Source organism: Glaciecola sp. 1036 (assembly GCF_050306235.1).
Taxonomy (GTDB): Bacteria; Pseudomonadota; Gammaproteobacteria; order Enterobacterales; family Alteromonadaceae; genus Glaciecola.
Genome location: NZ_JBLWFH010000003.1, coordinates 60,861 through 86,346, shown reverse-complemented (window position 1 = coordinate 86,346; position 25,486 = coordinate 60,861). Strand labels below are relative to the sequence as shown.

Below are 25,486 nucleotides of genomic sequence, written 5' to 3'. Positions count from 1 at the left end.
CTATTTTCTACTATTCCTTTTCTGGTTCGTGACCGTAGTAATAATAACCATAATAACCTGCTGAATCAGAGGTACTGATGGACTTATTCATCACAAAGCCAACCGCCATTTCAGGATTTAACCTTTCAACAGCATTTTGTATATCTGAAAGCTTAGACCGGCCTTCTTCAGCTACTACTACCGCTTGACCAGCAAAACTTGCTAAAATTGCAGATTCGTTAATACCAATAATAGGTGGCGTATCAATAATAACGATTCGGTCAGGATATCGAGTTGAAAATTCGTTAACAGTCGCGTGCATGGCATCACTGGCTAATAACTCTGTGGATAAGTGATGAGAACTACCCGCTGGAATCAGGCGGAGCTTATCGACATTGGTACGATAAATAAACTTGCTTAAAGGCTCATCTTCTAATAAGTAGTCCATTAAACCTTTCTTGGCCTCAAGCCCTAAGGTTCTAAGCACGTTTGGTTTTAACACATCAGCGTCCACCAGAAGCACGGTTTTATCTTGTTCAGCGGCAATACTCAAAGCTAAATTCACCGCTGTGAAGGTTTTACCTTCAGAAGGTCGTGCACTGGTCACCATTATTATATTGCTATTCGGCATTGTTTTTGACAAAGGACCAAAAGCATTAAGTAATAGCTTACGTTTTATTTCACGATATTCTTCGTTAATGCGTCGTCTGGCATCAGTTGTGGTTACGAACCCAAGTGATTCAAGACGAGCAAGATCAATTTCGTAGAAATTATCTACCGGAGATGGTGCTTCTATGGAATTTTCATTATCAACTTTTGAACGTGTTTCTGACGCTGCGGTTGATAGTTCGACATCAGAAGCGCTTTTACTGTCAGCTTCTTGAGGTTTTTCGATTTCTGTTGGCGCTTCGCTGGATGTGCTTACTTCTTTAGACGATTCTAGCGCCGAACTCGTGTCTTTATCATCACTACTGGCAGTATCAAGCTGGTCATTCTCTTTTTGATTTTCTAATTCATCAGTCTGCTTAGCTTTCGCTGCTTTTTGCATTTGTAAAGCTTTTTCAATTGTACTTTTCATTAGAGGACCTTGCTTAATAAATTAACATTCATAAGGTCTGCAGCGACCAAAACCCCGTACATAAAAATTATCGTGCCTGAAGAGACTATAAACACTAACATCCGGAGTCTATTTTTTCGTTTTATGCTATCCACATGAATATGGGTAACAGCGCCTAATACAGGAAATCCAGTGATAGTCGTAAGTTGTAGTCCTCGCACTAAAATTGGGTTTAACTGAGAAATCACAAACGCCAATGCAATGCCAGAACCAAATCCTAGTATCAGTACAGCTGTGTAATTAAACAGACGATTAGGACCTGTTGGCTCATTAGGTACCAAAGGTGGCTTTATTATTCTAAATTGAAGATCTTCAGAGGAAACTGAAGCACGCTCTGTGATATCAGCCGCTTCTTTTCTGGCTAATAATTCTTCGTATTTTTGTTTTACGATGTCATATTCACGGTTCTTAGAAATACCTTCAGCTTCAATTTGTGGCACAAGATCAATTTTGTTTTGAAGATCTTCGATTTTCTCTTTAAAGCTGGTTTCACGCACTCGTAAAGACGCAATTTGACCTTCTAACTTACTGATTTCAAGTGTTATTTCTTGGTTTAATTGATTTAACACTGGTGAAGCATCATCATCAGGTTCGCTGTTGAGATAAGCTTGAATCTCTTCTTCTCGTGATTCCACTAAGCTGTCAAGCAGCGTTTGGGTTTCGATCACGTCAGGGTGCTTGTCGGTGAATCTGAGTTTTAAATCATCTAATTTAGCTTCTAAAGCCAAGATTCGATCGTCAAAACGCGTAGTAATGGTAGGAGCTTCACCACTGCCTCTAACGGAAAAACTGTCGGTTTGTCGTTGTTTACCAGAAAGGCGGGCTTTTAATGCATTTACTTGCTGTTCACTTTCTTTAATTTGAAGTCTAATACCGGATAACTCTTCCTTTGCATTGGCTAAATTACTGTGAAAGGTTCCTTGGAGCGGAAGAATGTCTGCATGCTTTCGTTGAAAGTCTGCTTTTTGCTGTTCCGCTTCTGATAATCGAGATTCATATTCAGCGATCTGCTCATCTAAAAAGCGTGAAGCACTGTTAGTATCTTTTCTATTATTCCCTAAAGATCCTTCAACAAAAATATCCAAAGTCTCTTGAACCACTGTGCGCGCCATTTCAGGACGTTGATGTTCGTACGAAATAGTAAAGATATTTTCTCTGCCAGTATTTCCAAGGATAATTCCATTGGTTAGCTGTTGAATAAGTTTTTCATAATCAGCGTCTGTAGATACCGTAATATCTAGATCTGACTCCCTAGCGATTTCTTCAATATTGGCGCGGCTTTTAAGCGTTTTCGCCATTATTTGTACTTCTTGCTCGGGATTTTGGTAAATAGAAATGCCTGACAATATTGGCGCCAACATAGACCTTGTATCTACATATACTTGTGCCTCAGATCTGTAAACATCTGGTAGCGACGCAACGTAGGCGAATCCGATTGGGCATATAAGCCATGAACAAATAATGAGGTAGCGTTTTTTTATCCAAATGCCTCGCACATAATCGAGGATCATTTGGATTGTTTGTTGTAATTCTTGCATATTCGTTACTACTAATTAAAACCATGCTTCAGGAATAATAACGACATCTCCTGGCAACATATCAACGTTCTTAGTTATATCGCCATCTTTTATTAAATCTTCAATGAAAATACTGTAAGTAATTTGTCGACCGTCAACGACTCTAATTAATTTCGCATTGTTGCCATTGGCAAATTCTGTGAGCCCGCCCACGGAAATCATAAGGTCGAGTAAGGTCATATGTTGAGTGTAATTAATAGCTTTGGGATTTGTTGCTTCACCAATAACTCTAACTTGCTCGCTGTAAGGACCATCAAATTTGGTAACTGAGACTGTCACTCTTGGGTTATTGATATATACCGACAATTGTTCTTCCAACTCACGAGCTAACATGGTGGGAGTTCTTCCAGCCACTTCGATATCTTCTACTAAGGATGTTGTCACTTTGCCATCAGGTCGAACCACAAAACTTCCCGAAATTTCTGGGTTACGCCAGACAAATATGGAAAGCTGGTCGCCAGGACCGATGAGGTACTGGTAGTCATTTACATCTGTAGTCAAAGACGCTCTTGACATAGCGCTAGGGAGTTCAGAGGTGGCGCATCCGTTCAATAGGACACTAAGCACTGCTACAACTAAGACTGAAAAAAATGCATTTAAGCGTTCCATTATATTTTCCTTAATACGAACTTTTACAAAGCTTAAGCTAAGCATTGACGTTAAAATAGCACAATGCAGGATTATGTACCATTGTTGAATCATTTTCACTAATTCCTGCTAAATTCTTATGTTTACCAACCGATATAAATCTTTATAATGCTTACAACTTTCGATACTTATCGAAAATAAGAGTGTAAAAGCTCTATATGAAGGGAATATTGTATTTTCATGGCTAAAACAAAGCAGACCCCAAATAGACGTTCATACAAACTAGTAATTTTCGAAGCACTAATTATTGGTTATGTTTGTTATTTTGCCGCTTTAAGCCTTAAATGGCTTGATATAGTGCAAAACGTAAACAATTTAGTTACCTTTGTTAATATCTTGGTATTTACTATATCGGTCGTAATTGTAAATTTATCAGTCGGATTGTATGAATCTAAATTAAGAGAGTCTTTCCGGGGGATTATTCGACGTATTTTCGTAAGTGCTATACTTTCATTTTTCGTCAACGCTATAGTCACTGGCGTACTTTTCCAACAATTTGCTGCACATCCTTTATATGCGCCAACAACAGTGCCAATGATCATCTTGGCTTTGGTTATTTTTCGCTATTACATCTATTCTCTGGATATTTTTTATAGCAAACCTCGAATTGTTATTATGGGAGCTGGGGTCAGAGCTTCCGTCATTGAGCGACGCATGCGTCGAGACGTGGACCGCGCGGGATTTGAATTAGTTGGTTTTATTCCGGTCAATGGTGATGATAGAGATAATGGTGTTAAAAATGAAAATATTATTGAAATCAATTTAGAAGAAGAGTTTCAAGAATTTATCACTAACAATCAAATCGCAGAAATTGTAATTGCCTGTGATCAGCGAAGAGGCACAATGCCCACTGCAACCCTTTTTGATGCAAGGTTGAAAGGTACAATGGTTACCGACTTGCTCGATTTTATGGAACGAGAAACGGGTCAAATAGTAGTGGATCTAATGTATCCAAGCTGGGTTATCTATAGTAATGGTTTTCAATCACAAAACTACTTCCGTGAAATTGTCGATTATTGGATCAATGTAACCCTGGCGATTTTGATTCTCTTGGTTACCTGGCCAATTATGCTAATTACCGCATTGATCATTTATATCGATGACGGATATCGCACGAAAGCGCCTATTTTATACAAACAAGAAAGAGTAGGATTGAATGGCGCTACGTTTAATATTTTAAAATTCAGAAGTATGCGTCCAGATGCGGAAAAAGACGGTGCTAAATGGGCGTCTAAAAACGATTCAAGAGTTACCTCCATTGGTGGCTTTATCCGCAAATACCGCATTGACGAACTGCCACAATTACTTAATGTTCTAAGAGGCGACATGTCCTTTATTGGTCCCCGTCCTGAGCGTCCTCAATTTGTAGAGCAGTTAATTAAAGAAGTCCCATATTATGCTCAGCGACACAATGTTAAGCCGGGCTTAGCCGGATGGGCGCAACTTAATTATCCTTACGGTGCTAGTGTCAACGATTCTCTAGAAAAGTTGAAGTTCGATCTCTACTACGTAAAACATCAAAGTTTGTTGTTGGATTTATTGATTCTCATTAGAACAATGGAAATAGTTCTGTTCGGTAAAGGGCGGTAATAGCGAACATGAGTGATATCAACCAAAACAAAAATGCCATACATGCGATGACAGTAGATGTAGAAGATTATTTTCACGTGTCAGCATTCGAATCTGTAATTTCCCCGGCGGATTGGGATAGTCTTGCTCTTAGAGTTGAGCTCAATACCAATAGATTGATCGATCTGTTTAACAAGCACGATGTTAAAGCCACATTTTTTACCTTAGGTTGGGTGGCTAAGCGTTGCCCTGAACTCATAAAACGAATAGTTGCAGAAGGCCATGAACTATCAAGCCATGGATTCAACCATCGCAGAAATACTGCTATGCAGGAAAAAGAAGTCATTCAGGATATTACTGAGAGTAAGGATTTGTTAGAGCAAATCAGCGGTGAGAAAGTGATTGGCTATAGAGCGCCTAGTTTTAGTATCAATGATAGCAATCAGTATATCTACAGCTTGTTGGTCGATTTAGGCTTTGAGTACAGTTCCAGCACTTATCCAATACAACATGACCTTTATGGTGTGCCTGACTGGCCTAGGTTTGCTCACAAACGAGAAGAAGGGATCATTGAGATACCAATTCCAACAATTCTTGCTGGTGGTGAAAATAAAGGCATTGGCGGAGGTGGTTTTTTCCGACTTTTCCCTTATTGGTTATCTAAAAAACGAATTGAAGCTTATTTAAAAGAAACAGACCAACCTTACAATTTTTACTTTCATCCGTGGGAAATAGATGCTAAACAGCCAAGGATTAGTAATGCGCCATTTAAATCAAAGTTACGGCATTACATTAATTTAGCATCCATGGAAAAGAAACTAGAAAAACTTATGTTGGATTACCGTTTTTCATCCATGAAAAATGTGTATTCAAATCTACTATAAAAGGATTTTTAAGTGGCAATTTCTGGCGTTAGGAATGTAGTACTTGCATTCATAGTTATATTAGCTTTCTGGTTATTCTTAGTCTATCAACCACTATTTAACGCTGTCGATATTTGGATTAATAACGAGATTTATAATCATTGTTTGGTTGTGCTGCCTGCGTCTATTTATTTGATTTGGGAGCGGCGGAATCAGATTAAATGGGAACATAGTCAAACCTCGAAGATAGGCCTTATTTTTCTTGTTTTAGAGATACTCTTTTATTTGTTGTCTCGCGCAGCGGAAATTCAACTTTTTCAACATGTCGCTTTATTTGCCATGTTACCTACCCTGGCTTGGAGTTTGTTAGGTAATGCAATCGCTTGGCAACTGAAGTTTCCCTTTATTTTTGTCATATTTGCAGTACCCGTAGGGGAAGAGTTGATTCCATATTTGCAAGAAATTACAGCGGACCTCTCTGTAGAGCTGCTGCAACTGACGGGTATTCCATTATTCCGTTCAGGTTTATATATTGAAATTCCTCAAGGCAAGTTTTTAGTTGCGGAAGCCTGTTCGGGCGTTAGCTTCCTTATTGCATCCATAGTATTGGGCAATCTTTATGCCTATATGAATTTGAAAACCACTAAAAGACGTGTATTTTTTGTCATCCTATCGATCGTATTCCCGATTATTGCAAATGCATTACGGGTGTACGGCATTATCTTAATAGGTTATCTAAGTAACATGGAGCACGCAGTTGGTGCGGACCATTTAATATATGGTTGGTTCTTCTTTGCATTTGTACTGATTTGTTTATTTTGCATTGGTGAATTAATCAGAAAAATGGAAGCGAAAAAGCTTGCCACTAATAAAGATTCTCAAACTGAACCAACAAGCGAGAAAAATGTTGGAGGAAAAGTTTCTGTTTCTAAAGGGGTAACCATTGGCATCTTAGTGCTCTTGATAGTCGCATCCATTCAATCGATGAATATGGATTCAACCGGTGAAGATAGAGTCGTTGAAATTAATCATGATTTGCCCTTTGTTGAAACCAACTCCTCATTCAACGTGGTCGGTTGGGAGCCTCAGTTTGACCATGCTATTGAGCAATCACTCAAGCACTATAAAGTTGGTGACGTCGAATTTTCCGTTTTTGTCGCTGTATATGATGACGCTACTGGAGAGTTGGTATCTTCATTGAATAGGTTATATATTCAAGATAGATGGACCCTAGTAGAAAGCAATAGCGCTGTTTCTGAAGGTGAAAACATTCGAGCAGATATGATTAGTTCATCAGTGGCGGAAAAGCGGACTATTTTCTACTGGTACATGGTTGATGCTAAAGTATATAGCTCGTTTAGAGAGGTGAAACTGGCGCAACTAGTGAACAAATTTCAAGGTGAACCAGGGTTTTCTACCATAGTTGCGGTTAATTTCCCGATGAAAGATTCAGCTTTGGTAGACGAGCAACAAACCCAGCAAATTATTGCCACAATTAAGCAACACTTTACGTCACAAATGAGCAGTTATTAGAGCATGAAAACCGTATTAGTTTTGACTGAAAATTTCCCCCCGATGCATGGTGGTAGTGGTCGTTGGTTCGATGAGTTGTATTCACGATTAGGTGATTGCAAGGTCATTATTTTGGCTGATGACAAAGTTGATACTCAAGCATTCGACAAAGACTACAAATTGACCATAGTAAGGGCCAATTTACGTTCTTATGAATGGGGATTTAAAAGCTTAACGGGCATTAAATTTTATTGGAACGCAGTTAAAGCTCTACACAAGGTCGTCAAACAATATAAAGTTGACGAAATTCATTGTGGGCGGGTAATACACGAAGGTGTTACTGCTTGGTTGCATAAACTCATCTGGAAAACGCCTTTCATCTGTTATGTGCACGGTGAAGACATAAAAACTGTTGCCATGAGTAAAGAGCATTCTTTGATGGTCAAACAGGTATGCAAGTCTGCGAATTATTTGGTGTGTAATAGCGTCAACTCAGCCGAATTGGTTGAGCAATTAGGCTTTGCAGAAGCGCAAAAAAACAAGGTATTGCACCCTGGTGTTGATGCAGAACGTTTTATACCTGTAGCTGAAGATTTAGCGTTTAAAACTGACAAGGGATGGCAAGACAGATTTGTAATTATTACCGTTGGAAGACTGCAAAAACGTAAAGGCCATGACATTATGATTAAGGCGCTTCCTTCGATAAAACAACAACACCCTAATGTACTCTATGTAGTAATTGGTGATGGCGAAGAAAAGCAATATCTTGAAGGTTTAGTCGACCAATTTTCTTTAGAATCCGATGTGCAATTTTTAACCGGCTTAAACGATCTTGAGATGATCAAGTGCTACCAACAATGTGACTTGTTTATTTTACCCAATCGAACAATTGAAAACGATATTGAAGGTTTTGGCATGGTGCTTTTGGAAGCCCAAGCTTGCGGGAAACCTGTGATAGCAGGTGACTCTGGAGGGACAAAAGAAACTATGCTAATTGGCGAAACAGGCTGGGTTTTAGATTGTACTGAGGCGCAAAAACTTGCGAATAGCATGATCCCTATTATTGAAAATAAGGATCGTTTGCAAGAGATGGGCGCTAAGGGAAGAGAGCATGTCCTAAAAGAACTAGAATGGAACGTCCACGCGCAAAAAGCTAAGCAAATATTCTTCGGAAATTAGCACCTGTTTATCTTTGTTCAGCAATCATCGAGCAAAACTTAACAGGCTCTAATCAGTAGTTTTGCGAATCACTTTTCCAGGATTGCCTGCTACTATACTATTTTCTGGCACTTCATTAACTACCACTGCACCGGCAGCAATAACACAATTTGCCCCGACGTTTGCCATAATGATCGCACAATTTCCGACCCAGGTATTGTTGCCAATGGTGATTTTTTCATAATGACCACCTTGGTCTTTAATCGGCGTATTCGGATCATTAAAATTATGCTGATTTTTCCCGCTTAATACATGCACGCCACTGCCTAATAGGCAATTTTCGCCTATTTCACACATCCCGATATTTGACTGAGGACCAATGTAGGCTCCGCTATTGATGCTAGTATCTTTATGAGAAAAAAGAGTGCCAAAGCCAATCACTGCGTCTTGAGAGCAGTTAGTAAATACTAGGCGGTAAAATGCGGTTCGAAAGTAACTCCCTAATTTGCCCGGAAACAGGCTTAAAAATTGAGAAAATGCAGTGACAAGCGTATCTGGATTGGTAACAACCCTTAGTACAAAAAAGAGCAAAGCCAACGGTAAGACCAACAACAAAAAGACCAGATGTAATATTCGTTTGACCGCTGAACGCATATGTTAACCTATAGACTCTTTAAGCGGGAGCAAAACAGCATCCCAGGAGTAATGATTTACTATAAGCTGATGAGCAGCCTCACCAATAGCTTTTTTTGCATTTTCATCTGTAAGTAGCGTTAAACAAGATGCTGTAAAATCAGAAGCTTGATCAGAGATGAGTATATTTTCACCCTTAATACAATTGATGCCTTCGGCACCTAAACTAGTTGAAACTACCGGCAGAGCGCATGCCATAGCTTGCAATACTTTATTTTGCACACCTCGCGCAATTTGAAAAGGAGCAACAAAAAGGTCTGCACTATCAAAATAAGGTTTAATGTCGTCGACAAATCCAGTGACTTCAACACCGTCAATATTTTTTAATGCCAATATGTCTGAGGTTGGATTCATTCCACCAATAATAAATTTACAATTGGGTTTAGCCTCTTTGATTTGCTTCCAGCAGTTACTAACGAACCATTTTACCGCATCAATGTTAGGTTTATAGTCCATAACACCGGTAAATAGTATTTCTTGACTTTTCTTTGGTTCACGATGCACTGGGAAATACAAACCAAAATCAATACCGTTGCCTAAAACTTTTAGCTTTGAGGTTTTCGAAACGGTTTTTTCAAACAGGTTAACCTCAGCCTCAGCAATTAAAAACAGATGGTCAAAATTGGCCACGGCTTCCAATTCAAGCTTTCGAATAAGTTTATTCTCTCGCGCATAAATGTATTTCATTGGTAGCTTAGCACTAGCAACATACTGCGCCCATTTATCGGAGTCTACATCCATAAAATCAATTAACACCTGTGTTTTGGTACTGACTAATTTTCGGGCATATCGGGTCAATGATGAGGCTGTCAGTAATACGGCATCAGCGGACTCGGCTTTTTGTAAGAATAAGGTTTCTAATTCAGCAGAATAAAAATTGGCTTCGCTCATAGAGCGGCCAGTGAGAATGGCTTTTATAAATCGTACGTATTGATTACCTAGAGCTAAGGTAGATACCTCGATCTTAAAATGCTCGGCGAGATCAATCGCATATTGCTCGTCTTCACGATTAAAAACAGGGCAACAAACGCTAACCTTATACCCATGTTTATGGAGATATTCTATTTGATGGAAGGTTCTTAATTTCTCACCCTTGTTGGGGGGGAAGGGGACCCTATGGGATAGAATTACGACTGATTTCAATGTATTTTTCCATAAATGACCGAACATCCTATGCTAATTGTGCAACTTCCAATCACCATAGCTTCTTAAACGTCAGTTTAACATTAAAAAAAAATGAGAAAAGTCCTTGTTTCAACAAGATTAATCTAAAGTTTTCAATCTATGATGAGATATACAAACTAATGCTTAATTAGTTTATGATGGAACGAATGGGCAAGTAGCCATTCTAATTGAAAGGAATTGTGTAAGTGAAAAAAATTGGGTTTGTGCACAGTGTGGCTAAAATAGGCGGTGCTGAGCGAGTATCTCAAATGTTAATGGATGGGTTGGATCCAAAGCGCTTTACGCCATTTCTATTCTGTCCTACAGAGGGCGACTTAACCCAATGGGCCAAATCTAAAGGAATTGATTATCAGATTCTCCCAATGCAGCAGCCGTCTGCGAAGCACCCATTCGCGACACTTTCACAAGTGCTTATATGGAGAAAGTTTTTAACAAAACAAAATATTCAAATTCTGCATACAGCTGATCCTTATTGCACAAGAGCTATTCTAATAGCGGCTAAGCTTTCAGGCGTTAAAGTACTCTGTCACTTTCACTTCCCTTTTTCTGAGTCTCAGCTTGCATGGTTATTTAATCGGCTTCCGACGCCCACAGCTTTTGTTTTTTGTAGTCAAGATTTATCCGATGATGTGGGAGGGAAGCTAAAACGCGTATTAGCCAATCCTGATTTGCATACCATTCATAACGGCGTGGATACTGAAAAATACCAACCTAAAGCAAAGCCTAGTTCCCCAGACATTCACATTGGTATTATTGCAAATTTACAAGAAAGAAAAGGCCATCTAGATTTTATTAACATGGCAAGCATACTGATGCCTGAGCATGACAATTTAATTTTTCATGTGATCGGCGGAGATATCTTAGAACAACCTCGACAGCCTTTATTGGAAGCCAAAGTAAAAGCACTTGGATTGTCTGAGAAATTTGTCTTTCATGGCCAGGTACCCGATGTGTTAAATGAATTAAATGCACTGGATATTGTAGTTTGCGCATCCCATGAAGAAGCTTTTCCTATTGCAATCCTTGAGGCTATGGCAATGCAAAAAGCCATTGTTAGTACAAACGTTAATGGAATACCTGAAGCCCTTGAACAAGAGTTAAGTGGTTTAATGGTCGCGCCTCATGCCCCTCAGGCCTTGGCTACTCAAGTAAAGCGCTTGATTTTGGATGAAGGCTTAAGACAAAAACTTGCAGAAAATGCAAAAAAACGTGTATCAGATAACTTTGGACTAACCGTATTTTTGTCGAAATTTGAAGATTTATATGAGCGTATATAAACAGGCTCTAATTACCACTATGGCAAACTAGCAAAATGAATAGATTAACGCGTAAAGAATGGTCATCAATTTCTTTTAAATTACTTTGTTTAGTCGCTTGTTTCTATTTGTTTTTCCCAAATGCAAGATTGGACTTTACCGATTTTAATAGTCACGATTCGGAAGGATATTTAACACTTTCATATAATATGCTTCATCAAGGGTATTACAGCTTTTCATTTGATGAAAATGAATATTTGCCACATATGCTCTGGCCGCCAGGTATGCCCATAATATTATCACCGGCAGTTTATTTAAGCGGCGATACGTTAAATTTCTATTTGGTTAAATATACGATGATTTTGATTGGAATTGTCGGCATTTTTGCCGTACGCAAACTTCTGATTGAATTTAATTTGAATCGAACCAAGGCTAATATTGCTGCCATCTTTTTCGCACTTAATCCTTTTTATTGGCATTTTAGCCGCATTAGTATGGCTGAAGTTCCTATTATCTGCTGGCTTTTAATTTCCCTGATTTTATTGAGCCAACTTTTTAGTAAAGACAACTTAACGTATCGAAGGGCGATATTCGCAGGAGCGTTTGCTGGTTTTGGAATGCTAATTAAAGGCATGATGATCGGCATAGCCGCAGTTCCCTTGGTGCTTATTTTTTACCGAAAACTTGATGTTAAAAAAGCTACTTCAAGATATTTCGTTTTTATGCTGATTTTCATCATTCCTTTCGCAATTTGGAATTTGAGGAATGCGCAAATTGATCGTACTGGTTTGGGATTTGATGGTGTAAACCAAATTCAAATGATTACCAAAGAAGTAATTGAAGATCCTGAGAGTCCAACGAAAACAGTACCGCAGATTTTACAGTCGGTTAAAGAGAACTTTCTTTGGCATGCTATCTATCATATTCCCAATCATACGTTACCCTTGATTCGTATATTGGATCTTAAACAGACTACTTTTGGGAATTTTGTTGCCATAGGATTATGCGTATTAATTTTACTCCTATCCCTGCGAGGTCCGAGGCTGTTAACCCTTAGCTTTTTAATTATGATAGCGCCAATTGTTTTATTAATCTTACCCATGACAATAGGTGGAGCTGAAAGATATTGGTTTAATATTACGACATTTATTGGTTTGTTACTTTTTATCGGATTTTTACAATTATCCAATGCTTCTATTAAACGACTGCTTATTCCTAGTTTATTTATTTTACAAATAGTCTCGCTTTCTCTTTATATCGTTAAACTGGAAAAGGATCCTTATTCACACACGGATTATCGTAATGAATTAGTTCAGGTATTTGATTATTTGTCTGATTTTTGCGCTGAACAACCGGTAGATATTTATACCGGCAATGCATATTCATTAGCTCTGACAACAAATTGTACGAGCGCTCGCATTAACATTAGAAGGGGACTGAATCCTTCGTTTGATTATATTGTGAAGGAAAAGCAGAATATTGATGATTTACCACCTTATAAGGTGTTGTTTGAAACAGAAAATTTAGCATTTGTGCATCTGGCTAGCCCAATTACGGGAAAAGAAATCATGGAACAGCATAACGCAAGTCATTAGGAATTCTTTCCAAAAGTAGCGTTATTTTTGTGATGGTGTAGATTTTTGTGTATGAATTCGAACCTGTTCTAAAGGACTAGCCAAAACGCCCATCAAGGTTGTTAACACTACCGCTATTATCCAGACAAGATAATTATTTAATCCAATTTGATTTTGCAGTTGGATGGCGAGGTAATAACCTATTCCTTGCCACAAATAGATAGAGTATCCATGCTTTATAAATAGACTAACCAAAAATTGATTGGAGAGCTTATCTATAAAGCGGTTACTGACAAAATAAGGTAACAATAAAGCTAAACAAACCCAAATGGCGCTAAAAATTAAAAATGTAATGTTGGGCGGAAATTTGTTCTCTTGCATATCAATGTTGGCATCAAACAGGATAATGCCAATGGTCAAAATCAGAAAAAACACCGCAGCTGCCATCAGAAGCGTTTGTTTTTGCGGATAAGATTTATCAGCAATTACAAATCCTAACCAAGCCCAAAATAAATAAAATGTAGGATCAGCGAGTTTCAGCTGCACAGCACTAAAAATAGTGAACCCGATTAAAAAACTTATAAGTAACAAAAATGTAGGAAGTTTTTTTAACGGGGTATATTTAAATAACGGAAGGCAAAGAGTAACCACGATAAACTGAGGGATAAACCACAGGTGCCAGTTTAATGTAGACTCAGTAGCGCCGGCTCCATATTTGATTGGATTTAGCCACTTTATCGCAGTATGCAGCACACCTTGTTCATAGGTACTACTAAATAAAAGCAATAGTATTGTGGCTATCGCAAGGCCGAAATAAGGGACTAGTATTCGAGTTAGTCTAGATACGGCAAAATTTAAGTAAGAAAATCTTGAGTTGGTCCCAGAAGTTAGCCCGAAAGTGTACCCAGAGATTAAAAAAATCAAAGGCATTTCAAGTAATAAAAATCCAGAAAAAGGCGCTGGCATTAAGCCTAGCCAGAATACACCATGGATGATTACGACAATGTAAATCATAAGCAGCCCACGGGATAAATCTAAGCCTAGGTTTCTCATGACCGTAGTTCGTCAGTTAGTGTAGTGAGCATGAGAATAATCCTTTTGAATCGCTGTAATGGCCGGTGGCGTTAATGATTCTCTATTTTTTTATATTGAAAGAGGTCTAATAGCAATTTATGGCTTAAGTAGGTAGCCGCGTCTTTATTCAAATGACCGTAATCAAAGGAAATCAAACTGCCGTCAAAGTCAACTTTACACTTAAGTGTCGACTCATCTTCTAAACATAATTCATTGATAATTGAAACATAATTGACATCTTCTACGCGAGTGAATTTATTACTCATGATTTGATCTGTTTCTACTACATAAGGGTCTAGCTTGTTATCAGACAAATATTCTTTTCCAAAGGACTCTCTAACATACACCAATGGAACTGAGGGGTACCATTGAGGCGTAGGGCCGATAATAATGATATTTTTAACCCCGTTTTCTTTTAAAAATGCAATATTGTTGTCCCAATCGGTTTCTTCATGCTTATCTTTCATTGCTATAATGACAGTCTCGGGTTGTGTCTGCTCAACGACTTGTTTCGCCAAACTATTTGCTTCGTCACAAGCTCGGCGCAAGCGACTAGACGTCCCCACTTTATTGGTAATCGTTGGTCTACAGCCTGAAGAAATAACTATGTTCACTCCCGTTTCACGTAACACATCTTCTTCAAACCCTTGAGTAATGGCTTCTGCGTGAGAGTCTCCCCACACCATTAAGCCATTTTTAAACTCTAAATTGATGCATCTTTCTGGTAGCGCATAACTATTGTCTGAGTTCATATTGGCACTGACTCGACAAGACTGGTTACTCGACTCTTGCTCTGCTTTTAAACGCTCTTGATTGTAGCGAGCAATTAATTGATTACCAGGATTGCTTGACATGGTACGGGCTGAATCTGTACCTATTGAAAAAGCATATGCGAAGTTAGCGAACAAGAGCGCACCAGCAAAAAGTGTAAACTTGCCGATGAAAAACTTACTTTGTTCAACAAACTGATAAGATAAGAAACCAAGAAAAATAGACACTAAGATGCCTATAAAATTGTGATACCACTCTATACTGAAAGATTGATTATTCAAGAATACAACGATTGGCCAATGCCAGAGATAAATTGAATACGACCATTTGCCCAACTTAACAATGGGGGAAAGATTGAAAAAACCGAAGGTTCCTGAATTATTGGGTATCATCACCAGCGCAGCGCCAATAATAGGTAAAGCGGCGTAAACGCCTGGCCATCCAATGCTAGATGAGAAAAAGACGGCGCTAAAGCATATACAACCTAATCCAATGTAAACCAAAAAGTTCGATTGATATTTAGTGGGAATGGGAAATAAGAAAATAATGGCGCCAGTCAACATTTGCCAAGCACGAGTGGGTAATGAAAAATAAGCTGGGTCGGGCCAGATATCTGTCGCATAAACGCCTAAACCAAAACTGGCGACAGTTGCAAACACAATCAATGCCTTTACTATTTTCTTGCTGAGCAATAAAAGTAGGGCACTTATCACTACCGGATAGATAATATAAAACTGCCATTCTACTGAAAGAGACCAAGTATGTAGAAGCCAATTTTCATGGGCATTTGCTGAGAAATATCCAGCTTCTTGCCAATAAATGATATTGGAGTAAAACAATAAAGAAGAAAATAAGTGACGTAAATAGGCTTCAAATTCAACATCAAATAAGTTAAACCAACAATAAATTGTTACCACGGTTAGCATCACGGTTAGCGCAGGGATAATACGCTTTGCTCTAGCTTTATAGAATTGAAGAATACTAAATCTATTATCTTCAAGTTTATCGAAGATAATTTTAGTCATCAGAAATCCTGAAAGAACAAAAAATATGTCAACCCCTACGAACCCGCCAGGTAGCCAGTTAGCATTGAAATGAAAAAATACCACTATCATCACTGATATAGCACGTAGTCCATTAATGTCCTGTCTAAATTTCATTTTTAGCGGTAACCTTTATATTTGACTTTCAATAAGCAGATAAACTACTTAGTTAGTAATTTTTGCAATCTTTTTTTTACCAAATAAGTTTTTATTATTCCTAGGTGTGAGGTTAAGTTATCAAAATCTGCATCAATCTTCATGTTAATTTCGCGCATATTCTCTGGCCAGTCTTCGACAGCTAAAGCATCTAAAAATGTTTCTTGGATTTTGCCAAGTTCATATCTGGCAATGCGATTTTTATAGAGTTTGATGTCATCAATTTTAAATGGAGAAAGGCTTTCAAATTCAAATCCAACCCCTTTTTGATAAATCACTCTGTTGGGTAAATTGTAGGGGTGAAATTGTATGTCTGTGTTTGCAGCTTTAGTTAAAAATGAGTCTATCCAGTTTAAACCCACAGGTAACGAAAACTTTTTGCTGCGAACCATCTCTAAATATTGCTCACTAGCGCCGTATAAATTCCCAAAAAAACAGCTTCGTTCTTCGACTAGCATTTGATAGAAAGGCAGATTTCGACCGCTAAGCGGGTATCCTGCAACAATATTTGGTGTAGGGGTCGCATTTAGTAATAAAGCGTGTAGTTTTGGAAAGCATTGCTCTGTAAACACAACATCTGAATCAACAAAAAAATGACAGTCAGCGTTAGCATCTGGACTAATCTTATGCACATAATGATTCCAAGCATTACATTTATCACCGATTTTAATCGTTATTATGTTTAAAGAATCAAGCTCATGGGTTTGTTTAAACTTTTCAGCTAACTCAACCGTCTTGTCAGTGCATCCATTTGCCAGCAAATAAACCGCATTTAGATCTTTGTCGACATTATCGTATATCGTTTTTAGCGACTGCTGAATGTGTTTTTCTTCGTTATATGCAAAAACGGCGATATTGTAAGACATTTTTGTTTCCTATTTTGAATGGGATATAAAAACAATACCGGACACGATCAACAAGGTGCCAATTACTTTATATGTGGTCATTGATTCTCCTAGGAACCAATAGGCAAATAGCATAGTTAAGATAAATCCTAGACCAACAAATGGATATGCCTTACTTACATCAAGTTTTGACAACACCACTAACCAAACACCAGCGCTTGCGACATAGGCAAATAAACCGGCCAACACACTAATATTGGTAAATATTTGAATCATCATGTTAAACAGGGTTTCAGACGATGATTTATATAAATTAACCCGCGTCATGCCATGTTTTAGTAAAATTTGTGCCACCACAGATAAAAATACACTGCAGAAAACTAAAGCTAAGGTAAATATGTTCATAACAATAAGGCTAATACGGTAGTTACAAAAACGAAAGATAAGGCAACAATACTGCCGTGATCTTTCAGTGAATAGACGATTGGATCGTCATGCATTTCTCCGCGAAGGGTTTTTACCCACATTCGCATCAACCAATAACCTAAGGCTGGAAGACTTAACCATAGCAAATCTGGTTCTTGGTATTGATCGGCTAATACGCCACTTTCCATATAAAAACAATACATTAGTAAGGACATCATGGCCGAAGTAGCACCAAAGGATGTAAACACCGTAAGGTCGGTCACGCTGTAGTCTCTACCTGATACATGGTCTTTATTTTGTTGTTTGATGGCGACTAATTCAGTGCATCGTTTAACTAAGGCTAGGCTCAAGAAAATAAACATAGAAAAACTCAGCAACCAAAAGGATACATTGACACCTATAAGAGCTGCTCCAGCAAAAATCCTTATGGTATATAATCCTGCTAACGCAATGACGTCCATAGCAAAATAGCGTTTTAGCTTTAATGAATAGGACAAGGTTAAAAATAGGTAAGCGAGTAGAACGACAGCAAATTTCAGACTTAACAAAAGGGCGCCAGCAAAGGCTATGAAGGTCATCAAAAACGCAACCATTATGCCGGAGGGGATGGATATCTTACATGCCGCTAAAGGTCGATCTTTTTTGGTTCTATGCACTCTGTCATTATCAAGATCTAATAAGTCGTTAACAATATACGTAGCAGAGGCCAACATACCAAAAAATACAAACCCTAAAATGGTCGCCACAACTAATGAGATTTGAGTAAAGTTGCTGGACACCAATATTGGCACAAAAATCAAAAAGTTTTTAACCCATTGATGCAGTCTTAATTGTTTCTTCCAAACTTTCAAAGTACTAATTGCTTCGCTTTCTAGAACTTCATCTACAGGGTGTTTTGCATGTAGTCGCTTGGCTTTTTTTGTCGGGTTTACCAAAACACTATGCTGAGCCTCGCAAAACACCTCAAAGTCCTCGCTACTGTTCCCCATATACGCAAAATCAGGGTCTATACTTTGAATCTTTTTCGTCTTGTTTTTACCCTTGAGGTTATGTTTAGGGTCTGATGCAACGTAATCGTCGAATACATCGTATTGGCTGACAAATTTTTTCGCAATACCTTGGTTACTCGCAGTCGCTAAAACAACCTTTCTCTCTTCAAGCTTGGCTTTTTTAAGGTAAGCAAGGGTTTGCTCATTCACAGGAATACTACTGATATCAATATCAATACTTTCATTAATTTTGTTCTTAAGATGAGCTTTGCCTTTCAGCAACCAAAAAGGGACTGAAAATAGCTTTAACGGATGTTGCTTAAGCAGGCAGAATAAGCTTTCAAACAACATGTCTGACTTGATGAATGTACCATCCAAATCAACATAAAGCGGTAGTTTAGCACTAGGATTCATTGATTTTGTCTCTAATAAATTTTAACAACATATGGCCGACTGAAAAAAGGACCAAAGGCAAAGTAACATAGGCATACCTATATTCACTATGTACGATGGTATGCATAGCCCAATGAGAAACGATCGCCAAGGTAGCGATATAGAAAATCAGTTGGCGATTCTTGAAAAGGCTGACAAGCCATAAGATCAAAAGCGGCAGGCCAATAATTAAACTCTTGTTTGAAGGTTTCCAAGAATCACTTGGAATGTACATCCAGTACTTAAAGGCTTTTCTCACCAAGAGTTGCGCTGATTCAACTGGATTTGCTATCGCATCTTTGATTGCTAATTGTTTAAAATATTTGTCTTTTTCTAATGCATTAAGGTCTTTGGCATTTTCTTCAATTTGTCTGAACTCGGCAAGCTCCCTGGCATTTCCCGCTGGCGCACCTTGGCTCGGGATATGGTTTCCTAAAAAAAGTGCATAACCGCCTTGCAAGGTAAAGGGAATAAAAGTGTTAAATTGCTGATAATTCAGTATAGGTAAACTGGCATATACAATTAAAAATCCAGCAGCACATATGGCAATTAAACGTTTCTGGTGTCTCAATATGAAAAAGGAGAAGATAAAAAGTCCTGCTATAAAGAATAATGAGGACGGCCTCACGTTAATTAACACCCCCATTAAAATGCCAAGGGCAATAGCGAGAACATAGTTTTTTGCTGAAGTTTCTTTTTCGGTGAATATCTTGTGGGTTAAAAAGGTCAAAAGAATAACCAAAAATGCCCCTATAGGTTCTGAAAAGTAATAACCATACAAATAAGAATATGCCGGCCAGATCGTCCATACGGCACTGACGGCGAGGGCTAATAATATTGAACGCGATATTTTACTGATGAAGAGTATCAAGGCGACACAAGTTAAAAGATGAAATAACGCATTAATTATTTGTACCGATTCAGGAATCCCCATTAAACAATAGGAGCCTGCAAACAATAGACTAAGCAAATAGCCACGCTCAGGGGAATAAGCGCTGGTCGCGGAAATATTACAACCAAGCTCTTGTTGCGCTACGAGTTTCTCTACTAAATGGCCCCATCCATCGAGGTCATAGGGTAAAGATTTAAGGCTAACCTGGTACTGAGCTTGAAAATAAATGTAAATACCTGCCAACACGAAAAAGCCGATATTAGCGATCAGCTGGAACTTAGCTGATTCTGAAAGCTTGCTGTCATAGTTAATAATAGGCGATAAAATGTTCGTCAAAGTGGTCAATTCTGTACTGCTCCCGTTTGCCGAATACGTCTATTCATGGGTGAATTAGGCACAGGCTTCTCGTTTTCTACTTCTGATGTAAGATGTACTTTCTTCAATAAATAGTTAACACTTACCATTAAAATAAGAAGGAAGTAGAAAGGTTCAAAAATGATTAAATCTAAAAACATTGCCCCTACAAAAAAGCCGATAAGACTTACAAAAGTCGCTTTATTTAAAAACTCATAACTTTCATCAAACTTTTGTTTCAATATTTCGTTGTTTTCTTTATACAATCGCCAAGATTTATAGAAAAAATACAAATAAATAAAGGCGGCTATATATCCCAGATTAGCTAAGAAATTAATCAAGGTAGAGTGAGCAACGTGAGGTGTTCTTCCTGGGAAATAAAAGCGGACAGCCTGTTGAAAGCGTTCTGGTCCCACCCCTAGTATCGGATGTTTTAATGACAGATCGAATCCTGCTTTCCAAGAAATGAGGCGAGGGTTAATAGGTTCTTCGCTTTCAGTCTGAGCTACCGCAATAGTATTGGAGGTTCTTGCTGTAAGCTGTGCACCTTGATCTATGATAAACAAGCAAACGCCAATACCAATGAATATGTTAAAGACTTTAGATCTCACCATAAAGGCTGTGGCTAGACTTGCAACGCCTGCACTTAGCAAAGCTCCCCGCGAAGCACACAAAATTATGCCATGCCAAATGAAAGGAAGGGAAAGGATTAAAAGGGCTTTGAGCCAAACTTTTTTAACCGCAAAAATACCAAATAAAATAAAAGGTAAACCAATCACAAAAATGATGGAAAGGGCGTTCCCATCCGCGTAGGGACTATTAAATGGTCCTAATAATCTTCCGTTTTCAAAGTATGCCCAATTATAAGAAAAGTATTTATCATTCGCCCAATACGCATAATAAATTGTAATCGCTATGATAGACCAAGCCAGCCCCATGGCGGCACGCTTGTTATTAATTAATCCCAGCACCACGAAAAACATGATAACTATGGTTAAGTAGATTCCAATTACCAAATCAGAACTTACAGAAGAGGAGAAGCTTTGAAACGGACTTACCATATCTGAAATATAATATAAAACCAGTAAACCCAGTAATCCCCAGACAATCCCATTGTTGTAGACAGAAAAATCCACCTTCTTTTTTAAACCGGCGAAGATTACCGCTAAAATCGCAATACCTGCAGAAATTTTGAATATGGAAAACCCATCAAAAACCCAGAACCAAACATATTGGGGTTGAAGTATACTCACTATGGAATACAGTAAAGCCGAAATCCATGGCTTTGAAAACATATAACCAATAGAGGTAAGTACGGATAAAATTATCAATAACTTAAACATTTAGTTTTTGCTTCCGTAAAGTATTTGATATTCAGATGCCATTTTTTGACTTGAAAAATAGTCGTCAAAACGTTTTTTAGCCGCTTGTCCATATGCTTGTATTAACTCAGGTGACTGTACAAGTTTGGTTATTCCTTGAGCAAACAAAACGCCATCTTCATTTGGGGTGACAAAACCTGTTTCACAATCTTTAATCACTTCAGGATTTCCGCCGGCATCAGTTACAACGCAAGGCTTAGCCAACGACATTGCTTCTAATAATGTCATGGAAGTTCCTTCACTGAGTGAGGAGAGTAAAAACACATCAATTGCCATTAAAATATTGATTGGATTATTAATATATCCGGTAAAGATGACTTTTTCTTTAATTCCCAAAGATTCTACTTTTTTTTCTAGTGCATCTCGCATTTGACCATCGCCAACAATTACCAACGTCATCTTTGAAAATTCATTAGATGCTAAGGCAAAGGCTTCTAACATCATTAATTGGTTTTTAATGGGATCTAGCCTTGCGACTGTTCCCAGTAAAATATCATTAGGGTGAACCTGGTGATCGAGTCGAAATTTTTCACTCTGCATTGGATCAGGATATAGCGGGTCTATACCGTTATAAATCACATTAATCCGCTCTATTGGAATATTTTCGAATTCTACCAATGCTAACTTGGTAGCCTTTGATATCGAAGTAATATGGTTTGTTGCTCTCGCCAACCAAGGATTGATTAGGTTACGTTTCCAACTGCTGGAATCTGGATGAAAGCGGCCATGCTCGGTAAATATGACCTTGGCTTTTTTACCTAAAGCTGCAAGGCATCCATACACCCAAGGAGTGTATTGATGGCAGTGAACAACATCAATCTTTTCTGAAGTTATCAATCTACGTATTTTTTTTATGAGTAGACGATCGAATCCTGGTTGACGATTTCCCATAAAGACAGGAATACCGGCTTCATTGAGTTCTCTTCCCCATGGTCCCATTTTATCTTCTATACAAAAAATAGAATGGGAATACTGATTACTGTCAGTGCTTGAAATAATATTTTTAATTACGGTTTCCGTGCCGCCAATCTGCATATCATAAGTGACATGAAGTATGTTTACTTTATGCATATGTCGGTAGTTCCCTTTTTGAGGAGACTGGGATTTTTTCTCTCAAATTGATGAAAGTTATTTCAACAAATCGATAGAGGATTTCAGCCATTATCAAAACGATCAAAAATGATAATAGATAAAACGGAATCCAATCTGTAGGGGACACTAACTTTTTGGCTATTGCAAAAGCGTCTGGGTGTAACAGGTAAATACTGTAGGAGCGAGTGCTGATGTGCATAATACTCTTATGAGCAAAAGGTAATTTTTGCACTGGATTTACAACGGCGTAGATAACCATACAAGCGAAAATGACCGCTAGTATCAATTTCGATGGGTCTGAGTAATTTTCAACGGGTGGGAACCAACGAAAAAGATAACATACCGCATATGCCAATATTGCAATGACCAGCAGTGCGCTCGCCCAAGATTTAATTCGGTTCCAAAGGTTTTGAAAATTGGCATGTAGATTTGCCAATATTATACCCATAATACAACAGTCCCACCTGACGTGAGTTTCAGCTAAGCTACCGTATAGGTTAAAATATCTGAACACGCTAGGAGAAATCAATAAACACAATAAAATGATTAATTGTAGATGCTTAGACGATAATCTTGATGTGAGTAATATCAAAGGAGCAATAAACAAATAGAACTGTTCTTCTAATGCAAGCGACCAACTGATGCTGAAATAGGGTAAAGGAACATAATAGTTTTGAATAAATAAGAAATAGGGAAGTGGATTTTCTACGGTATTTTTGCTCAGATAGAGTTGGGTTAAGGTCGCTGCTAACACCGCAAAATAAGCTGGCATAGTTCGCATCCATCGTCGGATCCAAAATTTCACTAAGTTGATATCGCCAAACTTTTTCTGTTCAGCAAATAACTGATAACCAATCAACCAGCCGGAAAGTAGAAAAAATAAATCAACGCCTGTGCCACCAAAGGCTAGAGGCGCAAGCAAAGTGCCATTAAGGGCAAATACCGAATGCCCCGTAAATACCAGCATAATGGCAAGTGCGCGCAGTAGGTCTAAATAATAAATACGCTCCCTAAGCATCCAACATGTACCTTTGATACCACATTTCAAACATCAATAATGACCAAAGTTTGGTGCTATGATCTGCTTTAAGCGCTTGATGTTCTTGCCAGAACTGTTCAATAGTTGTCTTTTTGAAATACTGTTGCAAACCAACGCTTTCTTCCAATAAATAGCGTTCTGCTATCGGTTTTATCTCATTTCTAAACCAATCAGCCAAAGGAACGTTAAAGCCCATTTTTTTGCGATAAAGAATTTCATCCGGGAGTAATTTTTTAAATATGTTTTTAAGGATGTATTTCTTTTCCCCATCCTTAAATTTTCTATCTGAAGGCAGAGTAGCTGCATATTCAAGTACATTCATATCAAGCAGGGGAGCTCTAACTTCTAATGAATGTGCCATGCTCATTCGGTCTACTTTCACTAGTATTCCGCCAGTCATGTAAGTTTTGATGTCGGTATACAGTATTTTGGATAAATGATCAGGCCCATCAGCTTTTTGATAGAAGTGCAGCGTACTTTCTGATGGATGATAATTTTTTAGTTTCTCTGAAAGTTCTTCGGTCGCGAGGTTTTGCCATTCATCATCTCTAATTTGAGAGTTAGTGATGTAAAAGCCCATTGCAGGATCAACAGATAGACTTTTTAACAGTGAACCCGCTCTACGAAATGAATGAATGCTAGAGTTTAATAAAAACTGACTGAGTTTGGGAAAAACTTTGGTTCTAATGCTTTGAGGAAATTTTTCACGTAATTTATTCTCTAAATCATCATTATTATATTTCTGGTAGCCAGCGAACACTTCATCACCACCGTCACCCGATATGGCTACTGTCACAGCGGACCTTGCCAGCTCAGATACAAAGTAGGTAGGTACCAATGATGGATCGCCAAAGGGTTCATCAAAGAAGGATACTATGTGCTCTAAATTATCTTGAACATTTTGATGAACTAAAAATTCATGATGGTCAGTAGCGTATTTTTCGGATACTATTTTTGCAAATTCAGATTCGTTAAAAGCTTCTTTATCGAATGCGATATTACAGGTTTTTACTGGGCTTTCAGAGTTTTTAGACATCAATGCCACTATACCGCTGGAATCTACACCACCACTTAGAAACGCACCTAAAGGTACATCTGCTAGCATGCGGCTGGTGGTTGATTGTTCGATAATCTTGGCTAATGCCTGTTCCTGTGAAGATTCATCCTGGTTAGACACTTGGGCAAAAGAAAGATCCCAATATTCACTAATTTGAATCCCCTGTTCTGAGGCAATCATATAATGGCCTGGGGGGAGTTTGTGTATATGTTTAAAAATACTTTTTGGGTCTGGTATGTACTGATAAGCAAAGAAATCCCAAACCGCATCATCACGAATTTCTCTGGGGACTTCTGGCAACGCTAATAAAGACTTAATTTCCGAAGCGAATGCAAATCTATCCTGATGTTGTAGGTAATATAAAGGCTTCTTGCCTAGCCTGTCTCTCGCTATGAAGAGTTCTTGCTTTTGTTTATCCCAAATAGCAAAAGCAAACATACCATTTAATTGGGCTAGACAATCTGTCCCTAATTTTTGATACAAGTGGATGATAACTTCAGTGTCTGTTCCGGTAACAAAGGTTATACCTTCAAGTTCCAACGCGGCACGAAGTTCTGGGAAATTGTAGATCTCACCATTAAAAACGATGACAATATTGCCATCTGGAGAAAACATGGGCTGATTCCCAGCTTCACTTAAGTCCAGAATGCTTAATCTTCTGTGGCATAACCCAACCAAGTCATCTAGATATTCACCATGGGCATCGGGACCACGATGGGCAATTTCATTTCCCATGGAAACTAATAAATCTGTATTTTGACAGTTAAATCCTTTATTCAGAAAACCCGCTATACCACACATGA

21 protein-coding genes are annotated in these 25,486 nt (G+C 38.3%); 6 read left to right on the top strand and 15 right to left on the bottom strand.

The window, feature by feature from the left end:
- Positions 1–10: 10 nt before the first annotated feature.
- From ACNKW3_RS05385 to ACNKW3_RS05375, 3 genes are read right to left on the bottom strand one after another with little or no spacing between them, the layout of a single operon-like run.
- Positions 11–1,057, bottom strand: a complete 1,047-nt coding sequence (locus tag ACNKW3_RS05385) for an XrtA-associated tyrosine autokinase (RefSeq protein WP_427398253.1) — start codon at positions 1,055–1,057, stop codon at positions 11–13.
- Positions 1,057–2,634, bottom strand: coding sequence for an XrtA system polysaccharide chain length determinant (locus ACNKW3_RS05380; RefSeq protein WP_427398252.1), 1,578 nt, complete (start codon positions 2,632–2,634; stop codon positions 1,057–1,059). The genes ACNKW3_RS05385 and ACNKW3_RS05380 overlap by 1 nt, the downstream gene beginning before the upstream one ends.
- A gap of 15 nt (positions 2,635–2,649) precedes the next feature.
- Positions 2,650–3,282, bottom strand: coding sequence for an XrtA/PEP-CTERM system exopolysaccharide export protein (locus ACNKW3_RS05375; RefSeq protein ID WP_427398251.1), 633 nt, complete (start codon positions 3,280–3,282; stop codon positions 2,650–2,652).
- Between the two features lie 219 nt (positions 3,283–3,501).
- Here ACNKW3_RS05375 and ACNKW3_RS05370 point away from each other — a divergent pair, with 219 nt between their 5' ends.
- The 4 genes from ACNKW3_RS05370 to ACNKW3_RS05355 are packed head-to-tail and all read left to right on the top strand — an operon-like array spanning position 3,502 to position 8,444.
- Entirely contained in the window at positions 3,502–4,911 is a 1,410-nt protein-coding gene (locus ACNKW3_RS05370) for a TIGR03013 family XrtA/PEP-CTERM system glycosyltransferase (RefSeq protein ID WP_427398250.1), read from the top strand.
- An 8-nt stretch (positions 4,912–4,919) separates the two neighbouring features.
- Positions 4,920–5,774 carry an XrtA system polysaccharide deacetylase gene (locus ACNKW3_RS05365; RefSeq protein WP_427398249.1) on the top strand — a complete coding sequence of 285 codons (855 nt, stop codon included), beginning with the start codon at positions 4,920–4,922 and terminating at the stop codon, positions 5,772–5,774.
- A gap of 12 nt (positions 5,775–5,786) precedes the next feature.
- Positions 5,787–7,286, top strand: a complete 1,500-nt coding sequence (xrtA, locus tag ACNKW3_RS05360) for an exosortase A (RefSeq protein WP_427398248.1) — start codon at positions 5,787–5,789, stop codon at positions 7,284–7,286.
- A gap of 3 nt (positions 7,287–7,289) precedes the next feature.
- Positions 7,290–8,444, top strand: a complete 1,155-nt coding sequence (locus tag ACNKW3_RS05355) for a glycosyltransferase family 4 protein (protein WP_427398247.1) — start codon at positions 7,290–7,292, stop codon at positions 8,442–8,444.
- Positions 8,445–8,492: 48 nt separating this feature from the next.
- On the opposite strand, the gene ACNKW3_RS05350 is transcribed toward ACNKW3_RS05355, so the two are convergent.
- Positions 8,493–9,077: an acyltransferase gene (locus ACNKW3_RS05350; protein ID WP_427398246.1), complete on the bottom strand. Its 585-nt coding sequence runs from the start codon at positions 9,075–9,077 to the stop codon at positions 8,493–8,495.
- 3 nt (positions 9,078–9,080) lie between these two features.
- Positions 9,081–10,259: a TIGR03087 family PEP-CTERM/XrtA system glycosyltransferase gene (locus tag ACNKW3_RS05345; protein ID WP_427398245.1), complete on the bottom strand. Its 1,179-nt coding sequence runs from the start codon at positions 10,257–10,259 to the stop codon at positions 9,081–9,083.
- 227 nt (positions 10,260–10,486) lie between these two features.
- On the opposite strand from ACNKW3_RS05345, the gene ACNKW3_RS05340 reads away from it, so the two are divergent.
- Positions 10,487–11,578, top strand: coding sequence for a glycosyltransferase (locus tag ACNKW3_RS05340; RefSeq protein WP_427398244.1), 1,092 nt, complete (start codon positions 10,487–10,489; stop codon positions 11,576–11,578).
- Between the two features lie 35 nt (positions 11,579–11,613).
- Positions 11,614–13,152 (top strand): ArnT family glycosyltransferase, encoded by a 1,539-nt coding sequence (locus ACNKW3_RS05335; RefSeq protein WP_427398243.1) that lies wholly within the window; start codon positions 11,614–11,616, stop codon positions 13,150–13,152.
- Positions 13,153–13,173: 21 nt separating this feature from the next.
- Here ACNKW3_RS05335 and ACNKW3_RS05330 read toward each other — a convergent pair whose 3' ends face one another.
- From ACNKW3_RS05330 to asnB, 10 genes are all read right to left on the bottom strand, one after another.
- The gene (locus ACNKW3_RS05330; protein WP_427398242.1) at positions 13,174–14,184 is read right to left on the bottom strand and encodes an acyltransferase family protein; all 1,011 of its coding nucleotides are present in this window, start codon (positions 14,182–14,184) and stop codon (positions 13,174–13,176) included.
- 71 nt (positions 14,185–14,255) lie between these two features.
- Positions 14,256–16,136, bottom strand: a complete 1,881-nt coding sequence (locus tag ACNKW3_RS05325) for an acyltransferase family protein (RefSeq protein ID WP_427398241.1) — start codon at positions 16,134–16,136, stop codon at positions 14,256–14,258.
- 44 nt (positions 16,137–16,180) lie between these two features.
- Positions 16,181–17,041 carry a glycosyltransferase family A protein gene (locus ACNKW3_RS05320; protein ID WP_427398240.1) on the bottom strand — a complete coding sequence of 287 codons (861 nt, stop codon included), beginning with the start codon at positions 17,039–17,041 and terminating at the stop codon, positions 16,181–16,183.
- A 9-nt stretch (positions 17,042–17,050) separates the two neighbouring features.
- Positions 17,051–17,425 carry an EamA family transporter gene (locus ACNKW3_RS05315; RefSeq protein WP_427398239.1) on the bottom strand — a complete coding sequence of 125 codons (375 nt, stop codon included), beginning with the start codon at positions 17,423–17,425 and terminating at the stop codon, positions 17,051–17,053.
- On the bottom strand, positions 17,422–18,849 hold the full coding sequence (locus tag ACNKW3_RS05310) for a UbiA family prenyltransferase (RefSeq protein ID WP_427398238.1): 1,428 nt from the start codon (positions 18,847–18,849) through the stop codon (positions 17,422–17,424). The genes ACNKW3_RS05315 and ACNKW3_RS05310 overlap by 4 nt, the downstream gene beginning before the upstream one ends.
- Positions 18,839–20,104 (bottom strand): hypothetical protein, encoded by a 1,266-nt coding sequence (locus ACNKW3_RS05305; RefSeq protein WP_427398237.1) that lies wholly within the window; start codon positions 20,102–20,104, stop codon positions 18,839–18,841. The genes ACNKW3_RS05310 and ACNKW3_RS05305 overlap by 11 nt, the downstream gene beginning before the upstream one ends.
- Entirely contained in the window at positions 20,101–21,366 is a 1,266-nt protein-coding gene (locus ACNKW3_RS05300) for an O-antigen ligase family protein (protein ID WP_427398236.1), read from the bottom strand. Before ACNKW3_RS05300 ends, ACNKW3_RS05305 begins: the two co-directional genes overlap by 4 nt.
- A 90-nt stretch (positions 21,367–21,456) precedes the next feature.
- Positions 21,457–22,566 (bottom strand): glycosyltransferase, encoded by a 1,110-nt coding sequence (locus ACNKW3_RS05295; protein WP_427398235.1) that lies wholly within the window; start codon positions 22,564–22,566, stop codon positions 21,457–21,459.
- Entirely contained in the window at positions 22,559–23,605 is a 1,047-nt protein-coding gene (locus tag ACNKW3_RS05290; RefSeq protein ID WP_427398234.1) for an acyltransferase family protein, read from the bottom strand. The genes ACNKW3_RS05295 and ACNKW3_RS05290 overlap by 8 nt, the downstream gene beginning before the upstream one ends.
- Positions 23,598–25,484 (bottom strand): asparagine synthase (glutamine-hydrolyzing), encoded by a 1,887-nt coding sequence (gene asnB / locus ACNKW3_RS05285; RefSeq protein WP_427398233.1) that lies wholly within the window; start codon positions 25,482–25,484, stop codon positions 23,598–23,600. The genes ACNKW3_RS05290 and asnB overlap by 8 nt, the downstream gene beginning before the upstream one ends.
- Positions 25,485–25,486 lie beyond the last annotated feature (2 nt).

Coding starts and splice junctions, on each gene's coding strand:
- ACNKW3_RS05320 (WP_427398240.1), bottom strand. CDS start 17,041: ATGTCTTACAATATCGCCGTTTTTGCATATAACGAAGAAAAACACATT.
- ACNKW3_RS05315 (WP_427398239.1), bottom strand. CDS start 17,425: ATGAACATATTTACCTTAGCTTTAGTTTTCTGCAGTGTATTTTTATCT.
- ACNKW3_RS05310 (WP_427398238.1), bottom strand. CDS start 18,849: ATGAATCCTAGTGCTAAACTACCGCTTTATGTTGATTTGGATGGTACA.
- ACNKW3_RS05295 (WP_427398235.1), bottom strand. CDS start 22,566: ATGCATAAAGTAAACATACTTCATGTCACTTATGATATGCAGATTGGC.
- ACNKW3_RS05375 (WP_427398251.1), bottom strand. CDS start 3,282: ATGGAACGCTTAAATGCATTTTTTTCAGTCTTAGTTGTAGCAGTGCTT.
- ACNKW3_RS05325 (WP_427398241.1), bottom strand. CDS start 16,136: ATGAAATTTAGACAGGACATTAATGGACTACGTGCTATATCAGTGATG.
- ACNKW3_RS05385 (WP_427398253.1), bottom strand. CDS start 1,057: ATGAAAAGTACAATTGAAAAAGCTTTACAAATGCAAAAAGCAGCGAAA.
- asnB (WP_427398233.1), bottom strand. CDS start 25,484: ATGTGTGGTATAGCGGGTTTTCTGAATAAAGGATTTAACTGTCAAAAT.
- ACNKW3_RS05380 (WP_427398252.1), bottom strand. CDS start 2,634: ATGCAAGAATTACAACAAACAATCCAAATGATCCTCGATTATGTGCGA.
- ACNKW3_RS05330 (WP_427398242.1), bottom strand. CDS start 14,184: ATGAGAAACCTAGGCTTAGATTTATCCCGTGGGCTGCTTATGATTTAC.
- ACNKW3_RS05355 (WP_427398247.1), top strand. CDS start 7,290: ATGAAAACCGTATTAGTTTTGACTGAAAATTTCCCCCCGATGCATGGT.
- ACNKW3_RS05335 (WP_427398243.1), top strand. CDS start 11,614: ATGAATAGATTAACGCGTAAAGAATGGTCATCAATTTCTTTTAAATTA.
- ACNKW3_RS05350 (WP_427398246.1), bottom strand. CDS start 9,077: ATGCGTTCAGCGGTCAAACGAATATTACATCTGGTCTTTTTGTTGTTG.
- ACNKW3_RS05370 (WP_427398250.1), top strand. CDS start 3,502: ATGGCTAAAACAAAGCAGACCCCAAATAGACGTTCATACAAACTAGTA.
- ACNKW3_RS05365 (WP_427398249.1), top strand. CDS start 4,920: ATGAGTGATATCAACCAAAACAAAAATGCCATACATGCGATGACAGTA.
- ACNKW3_RS05290 (WP_427398234.1), bottom strand. CDS start 23,605: ATGCTTAGGGAGCGTATTTATTATTTAGACCTACTGCGCGCACTTGCC.